Annotated in this window: 11 protein-coding genes and 2 pseudogenes; 3 read left to right on the top strand and 10 right to left on the bottom strand. The window is 62.7% G+C overall.

From position 1 onward, the window contains the following. A pseudogene (locus AC1Q61_RS32245) lies at window positions 1–239 on the bottom strand (HNH endonuclease signature motif containing protein); the annotation flags it as partial. Window positions 240–437: 198 nt separating this feature from the next. On the opposite strand from AC1Q61_RS32245, the gene AC1Q61_RS32240 reads away from it, so the two are divergent. Then, entirely contained in the window at window positions 438–590 is a 153-nt protein-coding gene (locus AC1Q61_RS32240; protein WP_007733703.1) for a hypothetical protein, read from the top strand. Between the two features lie 82 nt (window positions 591–672). Here AC1Q61_RS32240 and AC1Q61_RS32235 read toward each other — a convergent pair whose 3' ends face one another. The 7 genes from AC1Q61_RS32235 to AC1Q61_RS32205 form a co-directional block, all read right to left on the bottom strand. Beyond that, window positions 673–2,295 (bottom strand): amidohydrolase, encoded by a 1,623-nt coding sequence (locus AC1Q61_RS32235; protein ID WP_215515725.1) that lies wholly within the window; start codon window positions 2,293–2,295, stop codon window positions 673–675. 9 nt (window positions 2,296–2,304) lie between these two features. Continuing rightward, window positions 2,305–4,482, bottom strand: coding sequence for an AAA family ATPase (locus AC1Q61_RS32230; RefSeq protein ID WP_003941536.1), 2,178 nt, complete (start codon window positions 4,480–4,482; stop codon window positions 2,305–2,307). A 21-nt stretch (window positions 4,483–4,503) separates the two neighbouring features. Continuing rightward, a complete protein-coding gene (locus AC1Q61_RS32225) occupies window positions 4,504–5,334 on the bottom strand; it encodes a CDP-alcohol phosphatidyltransferase family protein (protein WP_029254795.1) in 831 nt (276 codons plus the stop codon). A gap of 59 nt (window positions 5,335–5,393) precedes the next feature. Continuing rightward, window positions 5,394–6,107 carry a phosphatidylserine decarboxylase gene (locus AC1Q61_RS32220; protein ID WP_003941540.1) on the bottom strand — a complete coding sequence of 238 codons (714 nt, stop codon included), beginning with the start codon at window positions 6,105–6,107 and terminating at the stop codon, window positions 5,394–5,396. Between the two features lie 72 nt (window positions 6,108–6,179). Further along, entirely contained in the window at window positions 6,180–7,199 is a 1,020-nt protein-coding gene (locus AC1Q61_RS32215) for a DNA polymerase III subunit beta family protein (RefSeq protein WP_007733712.1), read from the bottom strand. Then, window positions 7,189–7,641, bottom strand: coding sequence for a hypothetical protein (locus AC1Q61_RS32210; protein WP_116057055.1), 453 nt, complete (start codon window positions 7,639–7,641; stop codon window positions 7,189–7,191). The genes AC1Q61_RS32215 and AC1Q61_RS32210 overlap by 11 nt, the downstream gene beginning before the upstream one ends. Window positions 7,642–7,675: 34 nt before the next feature. Continuing rightward, entirely contained in the window at window positions 7,676–8,146 is a 471-nt protein-coding gene (locus AC1Q61_RS32205; RefSeq protein WP_003941500.1) for an SRPBCC family protein, read from the bottom strand. Window positions 8,147–8,335: 189 nt separating this feature from the next. Between AC1Q61_RS32205 and AC1Q61_RS32200 the strand changes: the two genes are divergently transcribed. Next, window positions 8,336–9,727 (top strand): amino acid permease, encoded by a 1,392-nt coding sequence (locus AC1Q61_RS32200; protein WP_042926585.1) that lies wholly within the window; start codon window positions 8,336–8,338, stop codon window positions 9,725–9,727. Here the strand turns inward: AC1Q61_RS32200 and AC1Q61_RS32195 are convergent. Next, entirely contained in the window at window positions 9,699–10,952 is a 1,254-nt protein-coding gene (locus AC1Q61_RS32195) for an NAD(P)/FAD-dependent oxidoreductase (RefSeq protein WP_042926583.1), read from the bottom strand. The two genes, AC1Q61_RS32200 and AC1Q61_RS32195, sit on opposite strands and share 29 nt — an antisense overlap. 786 nt (window positions 10,953–11,738) lie before the next feature. On the opposite strand from AC1Q61_RS32195, the gene AC1Q61_RS32190 reads away from it, so the two are divergent. Beyond that, entirely contained in the window at window positions 11,739–12,446 is a 708-nt protein-coding gene (locus AC1Q61_RS32190) for a hypothetical protein (RefSeq protein ID WP_125050456.1), read from the top strand. A gap of 212 nt (window positions 12,447–12,658) precedes the next feature. Here the strand turns inward: AC1Q61_RS32190 and AC1Q61_RS32185 are convergent. Further along, window positions 12,659–12,898: pseudogene (locus AC1Q61_RS32185) on the bottom strand (hypothetical protein); the annotation flags it as partial.

The following is a 12,898-nucleotide window of genomic DNA, read 5'->3' as shown; positions in this document are numbered from 1 at the left end:
AGCATCAACAACCGCGCCAACCCGACCAGCAGGCTGCACTCACCGATCTCCAGATTCGTCGAACCATGCAACCACTGTGCGATCGCCCGAAAACCCTTCCCGCCGAGAACTTCCCGGGAAAACATCTCCACGATCAGCAACACCATCCGCGACTGCAATTCGTGTCGGGCGCGCACCAGACCCAGAACCTCGCTCTTGAGGTCCTCGCCATCCAGCTGCCACGCTTCCCGACTGTCCATGCTAAAAGTCTAATCGAACAAAGTTTCGAACACAAGACTTGTATCTCGAAAACTGTTCCTATGCAATAATTTTCGACAATTCCGATTTTTGGGACTTTTCGGATCTTCATTCGATTTGCGGCAGGCAATCTCGACTGCCTCATTGCATGGACTCTGCTGACGCCGAGCGCTCGGCATACATTCCGGCTTCATGTTGACGTGGACGAGGGCACTTGGACGCGTGGCCGCGCATGGGCTCTGTCGATTGCATTGGTTGCCTTGCCGTACTACCGCGACACGAACGAGCAGATCACGGCCTGGGCGAAACATGCGATTGCCCAGGTCGTTGACGACGTCCACACCGAACTCTGAGACCACCCAGCGTCGTTTCCGTTCTCGCAACGATCCTCGGAACTCGAGCAGGGAGGGCAACAGTCTTGTCCGCGGCGACCGATCAGTCGATCGCGCTCAGGTCCCCGTACACCGTCCGGCCCTCCAGGACGGTGGCGAGCACCGTGATGTCGGCCAGCTCGGCCGGCTCGACGTCGAGGGGATTTGCCGACAGCACAACCAAATCCGCGTAGGCGCCGGGAAAGATGGACCCGATGTGATCTTCGCTGAACAGCTGCCAAGCGGCGTTGACCGTATGGGCGCGCACGGCGGCGTCCACGGGGATCCGTTCCTGGGGTGCGACGACGCGACCGCTGGGCGAAAGCCTGGTGACGGCGTCCTGCATGTTTCGTAGCGGATTGGCGGGGGTGACGGGACCGTCGTTGTGGAAGGTGAACCGTTGCCCGGCCGCGAGTGCAGATCCTGCTGCGGCCCAGACGGATCCGTATTCGGGGCCGAACAGGTCATCCACCAGAACGTCACCCCAGTAGTGCAAGTGGTCGATGAAGATGCTGACCGTGACGCCCAGTTCCGCTGCGCGGGCGAACTGATCCGGACGCATCGCGCCGACATGTTCGAGGCGCAACCGGTGATCGGGCCGGGGGAGCTCCTTCAGAAGCTGCTCCCACGCGTCGAGAACCATGGTGATCGCGTCGTCGCCGTGGGCGTGGCACGCCATCTGCCACCCCTTGGCGAAGTAAGCGGAACTGATGTCGTGGATCTGTTCGCCGGTGTAGTTGGCATGCCCGTGCGTGCAGGCGATCCCGAGCGCACGGGTGGCTTCGGTATCGAGATACGGGAAACTGGTGGCGATGTTGCCGACCCACGGCGAACCGTCGGACCAGACCTTGATGCCGATCTGGCGCACCAGGTCGTTTCCGTCGCCCGGCGACGCCTCGGTAGTGCGTGCGTCGTTGGACATTTCGTAGAGCCGCAGGCGGGTGGTGAGCAGTCCGGCGTCGGCTATTGCGGCCAGGGCGGGCCGCATCTTGGGGTCGAACGACAATTCGGCGATGGTGGTGATTCCGGCGGCGTTCATTCGGGCGCATTCGGCCGCCACCAGTGCGGGGAAGTCGTCACCGATAGTGACTGCGTGGCCCGCGACTGCGAACACCGCAGGCATTTCGTACGCGGCTCCGTCGAGTGCGCCCGTCGCGTCGTGGCCGTACGATCCGCCGATCGGATCGGGGGTATCGCGGGTGATGCCGGCCTGCACTGCTGCCGCCGTGTTGAAATACGCGACGTGTCCCGAGTTGTGCATGATCACGAGGGGGTACTCCGGCGCTACGGAGTCCAGCCAGTCGATGGTCGGGTCGGGTAGGCCCTTCTGCAGCAACGGGTCCCAACCGTTCAAAGAAGCGCCGGCAGCGCCTCGCGAACGAACAGTGTCGACGACGGCAGCAACTACGGCGTCCGCCTCGGCGATCGTGACAGGCCGGATGTCGACGACGTCAGGCCCGAGCACGATGGCTTCTTCCAAAGGGTGACCGTGTGGCTCGATGAACCCCGGCAGAACAGTGGCACCTCCGACGTCGACGACGCGGGTATCCGGCCCCACCAGTTCCTCGACGTCCGTGCGCGCGCCGACGGCTGTGATCCGGCCGCCCGTCACGGCGAGCGCCTGGGCGCGTGGTGCTTCCTCGTGCATGGTCACGATGTCGCCGTACAGAACCAGATCAGCAGCCATGGTCAGTCCTTATCGGTTGTCCGCGTACGCCTGCAGGTGTGCCACCTGCTCGGGATCGAGTGAGGGACGTACCTTCTCACGGGCGGTTGCCACGTCCGCGGCCGTCACGTCGGCCGCGTCCATGCTCCGACGCATGGCGGCGAGTGCAGCCTCACGCAGGAGAGCCGAGCAGTCTGCTGCCGAGTATCCCTCGAGATCGACGGCCAGAATGTCCAAATCGACATCTTCGGCGAGCGGTACCGACTTGCCGGAAGCACGCAGAATCGCTTTGCGGGCCTCCGCATCCGGCGGCGGTACGAATACGAGACGTTCGAGTCTGCCGGGGCGCAGAAGAGCCGGGTCGATCAGATCCGGTCGGTTGGTGGCGCCCAACACCACGACGTCGCGTAGCGGTTCGACGCCGTCGAGTTCGGTCAGCAACGCGGCTACGACGCGATCCGACACCCCGGAGTCGGAACTTTGACCACGACGCGGGGCAAGGGCGTCGATTTCGTCGAGGAAGATCAACGAGGGCGCCGAATCGCGTGCGCGCTGGAACAACTCTCTTACGGCCTTTTCGGAGGCGCCGACCCACTTGTCCATCAGCTCTGCGCCTTTCACGGCATGAACGCTGAGGTGCCCCGAGCTGGCAAGGGCACGAACGAGATACGTCTTGCCGCAGCCAGGAGGGCCGTAGAGGAGCACGCCGCGGGGTGGGTCGACACCGAGGCGCGCGAAGGAGTCGGGGTGCTGCAGCGGCCACAACACCGCCTCGGTGAGCGCCTGTTTGGTTTCGACCATGTCGCCGACGTCGTCGAGGGTGACGCTGCCGATCGACAGTTCTTCGGTACTCGAACGAGACAGTGGCCGAATCACTTCGAGGGCACCGACAAGATCTTCCTGCGTGATCTCCGGAGAATCACCGGATTTGGAGGCCCGCGTCGCCGCTCGCAAGGCAGCTTCACGGCAGAGCGCCGCGAGGTCGGCGACCACGAATCCCGGTGCGCGCGAGGCGATGGCGTCGAGTTCGAGGGTTCCGGTGGGCACGCGGCGGAGCAGGAGTTCGAGCAATGCCTTGCGGGTTGCGCCGTCGGGCAGGGTAAGTGCGAGTTCTCGATCGCAGAGATCCTGTCCGCGAAGGCGCGCGTCGACGGTCTCCGGATGGGCGGAGGTCGCGACGAATGCCACGCCCGGGGTTGCGACGGCGCTGCGCAGTTGTTCGAGGATCAGTGCGGATACCGGTTCCGCGGTGGCCGGAAGCAGAGCGTCGATGTCACTGATCAGCAGTACGCCACCGCCGCGCACGGCAGCAACGGCGTCGACGATTCGCTGCAGGCGGGTATTCGCCTCGGTGGCACCGACTCCCGGGCCGTCGAGTTCGACAAGTTTGCGCGAGGACAGGACCGAGCGGGCCAACGTGGCTTTGCCCACGCCGGCGGGGCCCGTGATGAGGACGCCGAGGTGCGGGGAGGCGCCGAGCGTACGGAGCAGTTCTGGTTCGTCGAGTGCCAGGCCGAGCCACTCGGTCAGCTTGGCTGCCTGCGCTTGCGCGCCGACGAGGTGATCCAGCGGAACCGACGGTGCAGGCTCGATCGCGACGGCGGCCGGACTGGAAACAAGCGCACTCGGTGTCAGTGTGCCCGCCGAGCCGGAACCCCAGTTGACTGCCGAATTCGGCTGGACGCTGACCGGACCACCGGCAGGTTCGACGGCCGTGACGGTGAGCAGTTCGGATGTCCACGCGACGCCGAAGGTACGGGAAAGCGCTTGGGTGGCTTCGGAAGTGCTCGTACCCGGACCGAGATCGCGGGGGAGGAGCGAGACCGTGTCGCCGACGCTGACGACCTTGCCCAGAAGGGCTTGTCGCAGAACCGTCGAGCTGATCGAATTTGTCGCCATGGACGAGCCGGTGACGGAGACGGATCGCGCTCCGTACACCGTCACCGGACCGACCACGACGGATGAGTTCTCGGTCAGGCCGACGTTCGACATGGTGACGTCGTCGAGAAGGATCGTGCCTGCCGGGGTTCCGGTGGGCGCACGGCCCGCGACGGTCGCGGTGCCGCGGGCTCCCATGAGTGCGATGGCATCCCATTCGCGGATGCCCAACGCCGCCAACGCTTCGGGGTGCAAGCGCACTACCCCGCGGCGTAGGTCGGCGGCAGAGGTGTTGAGTCGAACGGTGAGGGCGAGTTCCGGCGAAGTCACCTCTCGAGAGTACGTCGTGGACTAGCGGGGTCGCCGCAATCCGAGACGAGCGGCCGAGCGGCGACCACCGACGTTGGGTTGGCGTCGGATCGCGCGGCGTTCGGAAGGCTTGATGTCCCAGGTTTCGGGACGTGCTGCCACCCACCGCTTCGAGTGCACGGCAAACGGGATGTGCACCAGGTAGATCGCGATGAGAACGATCAGCAGGATGTACGGGTAGGTGATGAGTGCGGCCGCAGCCAACGTCACCAGGACGAGCAGGCCGGCCGCCATGTGCGGCGGCACGGATACCGACTTCATCGCCAGCGTCGGGATGCGGCTGACGATCAGTGCAGCCGAGAAGAGCGTCCACACGATGACGACGAAGTGCGAAGACCACCAGCCGTCACCCCACTGAGCCGTCGCGGCCAGGGGAGTAAGGGCGATGAGTGCGCCGGCCGGAGCCGGAACGCCGACGAAGTACTCACGTGCGTACGCGGGGACGTCGTCGTCGTCGAGCAGAGTGTTGAAACGTGCGAGTCGCAACACGATGCTGACCGCGTAGATCAACGCGATGATCCAGCCGATGCTGGTGCCGTCCAGCAAGGTCACGTACAGGACCAGGGCCGGGGCGACGCCGAAGGAGATGGAGTCGGCCAGTGAGTCGAGTTCGGCGCCGATCTTGCTGGTGGCGTCGAGCAGTCGCGCGATGCGGCCGTCGAGTGAATCGAGGACGGCAGCTGCGCCGATCATCGCGAGCGAGGTACCGGGTTGTCCGTCGAGAGCGAATTTGACGGCGGACAGCCCGGCGCACAGCGCCAGGATGGTGATGACGGACGGCAGCAACCGCACCGCCTGGGTGCGTTTGGGCATCTTCGCGCCGGGTTGGGCTGCTCCCGGCTTCTTCACGGCTGACTTCATCTTCGGCGTCTTCACGGCAGTTGCGCGATAACTGTTTCAGCACCGATCGTGCGTTGTCCCGGCTCGACCAGGAGTGTGGTTCCGGCGGGGAAATAGGTGTCGACGCGTGAGCCGAAACGGATCAGTCCGTACGTGTCGCCGATCGGCAGGACGTCACCGACACCGGCGTAGCAGACGATGCGGCGTGCAAGCAGTCCCGCGATCTGGACAACCGCAACGTCGTGACCATCGGCGGTTTCGATCAGCATGCTGTTGCGCTCGTTGACCTCGCTGGCGTCGGCGAGATCTGCGGAGAGGAACTTGCCTGCCTGGTGAACGACCTCTTTGACCGTTCCACCGACAGGGCTGCGCTGGACATGCACGTCGAGAACCGACAGGAAGATGCTGACGCGCGGGCGCGGCTCGCTTCCGAGATTGAGCTCGGCGGGCGGAACGGCGTTGTCGACCAACGCCACCTCGCCGTCGGCGGGTGCGACGACGACGCCGATGCGGTTGGGCGGCACCCGGTGCGGGTGACGGAAGAACGTGGCGCATGCGGCGGCGGTGGTCAGACCGGCTCGGCGCACCCACTTACGGTTGCGGCCCAGAGCTGCAACTCCCAGCGGGGCCAGCACGAACGGCAGGCCGGCGGGATGAAGTGGCGGAATCGCATGGCGAACCAGATCGACGATATGTCCGATCCCGGTGGGTTGCGGGGTTCCGGGGGGTGTGGGTCGGCGTGCCACAGGCTCCTCTAACTACTCGGTAGGTCTTCTGCTGGTCGCACTGACAGTACGGGGTGGTAGAGCATCCATAGATTACGTGAACGCCTTCTCTCCTACAGGCTGTAGTGGCATCAAGTACGAGTAGTACCCGACACAGTCGCCGGTGCGTATCGCCAGCGGGAGCGTCGCACCGCTTACTCGGATCACCAGTTGCCGCCCCGGTTGGGCTGCGGCGGCGTCGCGCAGTCGCTGCCGGTCGACCAGTACTCGGAACTTCTCACGGGGATCCGTTCCGCCCGGATCCACCCGGGCACCACCGTCTTCGCCGACGCTGACGACGGCACTGTCCTCGGTGCCGTTGAGCAGGGCGGCAAGGTGGTCGCCGCTCAGTTCGACGGCGTTGTGGTGCTCGCGCAGGATTCGGTGATCGGGGAACTCTCCGTCCTCGATCAGGGGGCTGGACACCTCACCTCCCGGATACGACGCAGTCACCGTGCGCGCGGAGAAAGTCAGCGTCACGACGCCGGCGACGTCGCGCAACAATCGCGCGAAGGTGACGGGAACGACAGCGGACACCGTCAGAGCGGAGTGAACTTTCACCTCGGCGACCGCGAGCCGGAACTGATCAGTTGTGACAAACGCAGCGACGCCGTCGTGAATGTCGAGGTGGACGCCGCGAAGTATCGGGAACTCCGATTCCTCGTTCACGGCGAACAGCACGGCGTCGAGTGCGCGTCGTAGATCCCACGAGTCGATGTCCACGCCGCCGGAGATAGGTAGCGCGTCGATCAGGCGGTGGATTCGTCCCAGTTCGGCCCGGGCGTCGGCGAGACCGTCCTCGAGGTTGCGCAGATGAGCGTCGAGGCACGAATGGGGTTCCGGTCCGGTCAGGACGGCCATCATGTCGCGGATCGGAACACCGACGCGCCGCATACCGGCGATCACGCGTGCGTCGCGGAGTTGGTCGTCGGTGTACCAGCGGTAACCGGTGTGCGGATCGACGGAATGCGGGACGAGTACGCCTTCCTTGTCGTAGAACCGCAGCGCGCTGATCGGGAGCGCCGACGCCCGGGACATCTCGCCGATCGTCAAGAGGGCGGAACTAGTGGTCACGGATCAATTCTGCCCGCAGTCGCTCGATAGCGCCCCTGATCATCCGGCCGTAACCGTCGTCGGCGAGTGTGCCGACCGACGCCTCGGCCTTCGTCAGATGCTCGACGGCCTCGGCGTCGCGTCCGAGTTTGCGGTAGTCGGCAGCCAGGTTGAGGTGCAGCGATGGATATAAACCGGCGACCTGCAGCGATGCGTGGTGTTCCTGGGCTCGCGCGTCGGTCAACGAATCGGCAGCGTCGAGGGCGCGCAGGTCCCAGCAGAGCTCTTGAGCCGGATCGTCTTGAACGTCGGCCATGTAGTGCGCGAGGGAGACGATGTGGAGCGCATCGGGGGCGGCGCTGATCTCTTCCCACACCTTCTCGAACGCAGAGCGAGCCCCGGCTCGATCGCCGGAGCTCGCCAATTCTTGTGCCTGCGCTATCTGTGTCATCACGGGATCCATGGAACGGATCCTGATGCCTCGACCAGGTCGAGGGTCAAGCAGAGGTGCGTGCAGCCGCCTCGGCCTCGCTCTTCACACGCTTCAATGTGGCATTCATGCCTTCGACGAGCTCGACCTCGAAGTCGGCGTTTCCGCCCAGGACGGTCTTGACGAGGAACTGCGAGACCTTCGACGTTCCGGTGGGAGCCTCGCGACGCTCGGTCACTTTGGTGCCGGTAGCGGTCGGCTCGAGTTCGTAGGACCAGATCGTGCGGTTCTCCGCGATGCGGAACGCCACCGACTTGTTGGGCTCGAAGCGAACGACCTTCGACGACGTCGGCCAGACCAGCAGGCCCTTGCGGTTGACGTTGATCGTCTTGGCACCCTCACGCACGGTCCCGCCGATCACCTTCATGACCTTGCACTGGGGGCTCCATTCGCCCATGCGCTGCAGGTCGGCGACGATTGCCCACACATCCTGCGGTGATGCGTCGATGTCGATGCTTGCTTCGAGGGTGTTGGACACAGTCTCTCCAGTCGAGTTGATGCTACGTAAAGTTACAAACACTTTTGTCGATCGTAAGCGATCCGTCAATGGACCATGTGTGTCAGGTCACTGTACGGCCGTCCAACAGGGTCGTGCGGGAACACGCGCGGTGGTAGCGGACAATGGTTCGCGCACGTATGACGATCCATCCGACTGGAGTACCGAGAAGTGAACAGCGACGCAGCGACGCAGGATGGCCTCAAGCGAGGGCTGACAGCGCGCCATATCCGCTTCATCGCCCTCGGATCAGCCATCGGAACCGGACTGTTCTACGGCAGCGCCGAGGCCATCAAACGAGCCGGCCCGTCGGTGCTCCTGGCCTACCTGATCGGCGGTATCGCGGTCTACCTGGTGTTGCGAGCGCTCGGCGAGATGGCGGTCCGTAACCCGGTTTCCGGTTCGTTCAGCGAGTACGCGAACAAGCACCTCGGACCACTCGCCGGTTTCATGACCGGGTGGACGTACACGTTCGAGATGGTGATCGTGTGCCTCGCCGACGTCACCGCCTTCGGCCTGTACATGCAGTTCTGGTTCCCGGACGTACCGAGATGGATCTGGGTTCTGGCTGTCGTCTTCTTCATCGGCGCGATAAACCTGTTGAGCGTCAAGGTGTTCGGCGAACTGGAATTCTGGTTCACGCTCGTGAAGATCACCGCCATCATCGCGATGATCGCCGGCGGCATCGCGATCATCGTGTTCGGATTCGGCGTTCACGACACCGATGCCGGAATCAGCCACCTCTGGTCGGACGGCGGATTCTTCGCGACGGGCTTCGGCGGATTCGTCGCGTGTTTCGCGATCGTCATGTTCGCGTTCGGTGGCACCGAGATCATCGGTATCACCGCGGGCGAAGCCGAGGATCCGGCGCAGACCATCAGGAAAGCCGTCAACACGGTCCCGGTGCGCATCATTCTCTTCTACATCTGCACCCTCGCCGTCATCATGGCGATCATTCCGTGGCAGACCATCAACTCCGACAACAGCCCGTTCGTCCAGATCTTCGAGAACCTCGGATTGGGAACGGCCGCATCGATCCTCAACATCGTCGTCATCACCGCGGCCCTGTCCGCCATCAACAGCGACGTTTTCGGTGCGGGTCGCATGATGTTCGGAATGTCGCATGCCGGTCAGGCCCCGCAGGTGATGAAGAGAGTCTCCGCCAACGGTGTTCCGTGGATGACCGTTGTCATCATGACCGGTGCCCTGTTGGTGGGAGTACTGCTCAACTACCTGATCCCGGACCAGGTGTTCCTCGTCATCGCCTCGCTGGCGACCTTCGCCACCATTTTCGTCTGGATCATGATCCTGCTCTCGCAGTTCCGTTCCCGCGCTCAGATGAGTGCAGACGAAACAGCGGCACTGAAGTTTCCAGTGCCGCTGTGGCCGTACGGTCAGATCTTCGCGATCGTGTTCCTGGCTTTTGTCATCGTGTTGCTCGGCGTCATCGCCGATACCCGAGTTGCGCTGCTCGTCGGCGCCGGATGGCTGGTTCTGCTGACGGGCGCGTACTACAAGTGGGTGAAACCGGCTGTCAGCGCAGCGGATCGAAGTGACTCATGACGGTCGGCGTCTGAGCACCGGTCATCGAGTCGGCCACCATCTTTCCCGTCAACGGACCCAGAGCGATTCCCCACATCCCGTGGCCACCGGCGACGTGCACGCGCGGCGAGCGCGTGGCTCCGATCAACGGCAAGCCGTCGGTAGTGCACGGTCGTGATCCCACCCATTCCTCTTCCCGCGCAGTCCAGTCGATGCCGCTGAGCATCGGCTTGGCCGCATCGATGATCGCCTGCACGCGGCGCGGATCCAGCGGCGCGTCAGGGCTGCGGAATTCCATCATTCCGGCCACTCGGAAGCGATCGTGCAACGGAGTGCATGCGACGCGCTGGGTGGGGAAATACACAGGGTTCTTGGGGAGGTGCTCGGGCTTGACGCTGAAGCTGTATCCGCGTCCGGCCTGCACCAGTTTGCGCACACCGAACGGTGCTGCGAGCTTGTTCAAGCGGGCACCGCTCGAGATGACTACGGAGTCACCGTCGCGTGAATCACCGTGTGCACTGCGAACAGTGACTCCGCCGACCCGATCGTCGATCTGCGTGACGTCGAAACCGCTGACGATTTCTCCACCGCGTTCACGAACCGCGTCCGCCAACGAGTTCACGAACAACGGGGGATCGATGAAACGCTGATTACGCAGACGCAAACCGGCTTTCACACCCTGGCCGAGTGAAGGCTCGAGCGAGTGAATCGCGTCGTAGTCGAGGAGGTCGAAGTCGACTTCTCCGCCGGCAGCTTCGACGTGATGGAACTCGTCCACCAAGGTCTGTCGGTCCTTCTCGGACGCAAACGCGGCGAGGAAAGGATCGGCCAGGCGGGTCAGCTCTTTGACGCCACCGTCGGCGAGTTCGTCGTACGCGCCCAAGGCTGTTCGGTTGACCTCGGTGTAGACCGACATCGCTTCCTGCCACTTCGACGGCGTGCAGTGGCGCGCGAACCCGACCAGGAACCGAATCAGCTTCAGATCGGTGGTGAGTGGCACGTACACCGGGGACGACGGGCTGAGCATCGCGCGCAAGCCGTATTGGAGCACTGCGGGTTCGGGCAGCGGAAGCGTCAATGCGGGGGCCAGCCAACCGGCGTTGCCCCAGCTCGCGTCGGCTGCGACGCCGTCGCGATCGACGACGGTGACCTCGACTCCACGTTCCTGCAAGAACCAGGCCGTCGACAATCCGACAACACCCGCACCGACCACGACCACACGATCGGGGCTTTGACGAGTTCCCATGACGCACTCCTTCTACAGACTCTGCTCGAACCGAGACGCCGGTCACATCCGGCTCTTCTCCCAAGCATGAATCGCGGGGGCGGCAAAAGGACTGGCCGTTCGGCCACAGCTTCGGGGAATGCGTTGTGCGAGTGCACAGCCCTCGCTTGGGAAGCGAATCACAGTGAGTCGGTTCGTAAATGCGCTGGAACTTTTGAATTAATACTAAAGTATTAACCATCTCTCGAATGAGCTGCGTTGTTAATACTTTAGTATTAATGTTTCGCTGAATGTTAGTTCCTTGGTATTAGTCGCGTGCAAATCCTGGATGTAAGTGGGGGCGCCATTTCAAGTTGTCGAGAGATTTCTTTCAAAAACTGTTACAAGTTCTAGTAATTGAGGTATGGTGACGGTCATCACATAAACGGCAAATCGTGAATGGCCTTCAATCGTCGATCAGCTGTTCCAACTTACCGCTCGGTGTGAGCATCCAGTGGAATGGGTGCTACCAAACCAGCTGATTGGAGGTGGTTTCTCACGGTCGGACGTCATCTTTTTCGGAATCGAGACATGATTCCCGGGTGATGTCGTATCGCTAATCTCCGTTGTCAAGATTTCGGTCGTGCATCGGTAGTGAACAAATCCTATCGTGCTGCGCACGGCCTCAAAGACTTCCCCTTCGCCGCGAAAATTCCGGTGATGCGGAGGCTGTCAATGCAGTAGTTCAACTTTACTCGAACTGCGTTTTGGCAGGAAGTGCTATCAACGCTAAAAACCGATCCCGAAAGGGAATGAGGAGTAGAAGATATGCATGTTTCAACGGCAAAACGTACGGTGGCCGCTCTAGCAGTAGCAACTGCTTCGGCGGGCATGGTATTCGCAGCAGTTGCACCGGCGTCGGCAACTGCAGGTACGACGGTGACGAGCTATAACCAGGCGTGCCGCGCTGTAAGTGTTGGGCAGACCGTGGATCAGGTAGTTCCAACCTCGGTCACGGCTAACCACGTCACTGTGAATGCCACGCCCGGGGTAAATTCATACACCCTTCAGCCCGGTTCAGCGACGACGCCCAGCAGTTCTGGCGTCTCGGGTGTCACATTCCTCGGCATTGATGACGTCAGGCTTGTCTACCGCTATGACCCAGCGACGTTCGTCGCAGGATCGGCCGCACTGGTGGCCGGTTCCGGTTCGGGCTACACAGGCACGGTCACTCTCACCGATACCGGATCGCAACTGATCGTGGACGGTGCGGATGTCGGCGTAGGCGTGACATACCAGCTTCCGAAGATTAGTTTCCAAACTCGGAACAGTGCGTTGGACGTGAAGTTCGACACTCAGGGCACCGCGGCCCAGATGTATAACTTCTCGGCGAATTACTTCCGTTTCACATCGAAGGCGTCAGTGCCTATCTTCGGGACAGTCAGTGCGCCGACCTCATGCATTCCCGCCAATGCGGTGGGTGCGACCGGTAGTTACCCGGCACTGAATTCGGGTGCGGGCGTTCTGCATCCATAGTCAATCCGGACCCCGGTGATTAGCAGCGCTGCCTGACACCCCACTCAGGCAGCGCTGTTTTGCGTAGTCTTGTGCGTGAGTGCCAGAAGTGTGTGCCGGGAGGCGCTTCCAGACCATGTGGATGCGAGTTACGTGCAGAATTACCCGCTCGACAAGAATCCCGACCTACCGCAGTGGTAGGCCGGGCTCGTAATGTCTTGGTGAATAAGGGATCAGGATGCGATGACGGTCGAGTTGCTCTCGAGCTCACGCGTCTTTGCGGCTTCCTTCAGTTCCTCGAAACTCGCGCGAAGCAACTCCAGGTAGTGGCCTAGATCTGGCATCGTTGCGGCGTCTGCAATCACGTTGAGCGTTAGGTTGCCGCCACTCGCAGCTACTGTCGACGACGGGTGAAAACTGAACGGATGTCGTCGGACGAAAATTAACCACCTTGCGTGAGTGTTGTGGGGTGA

The sequence above is a fragment of the Rhodococcus sp. MPR-R1B genome (assembly GCF_058793255.1).
The sequence above is the reverse complement of the archived record's forward strand: the minus strand, read 5'-3'. Positions and strand labels throughout refer to the sequence as shown.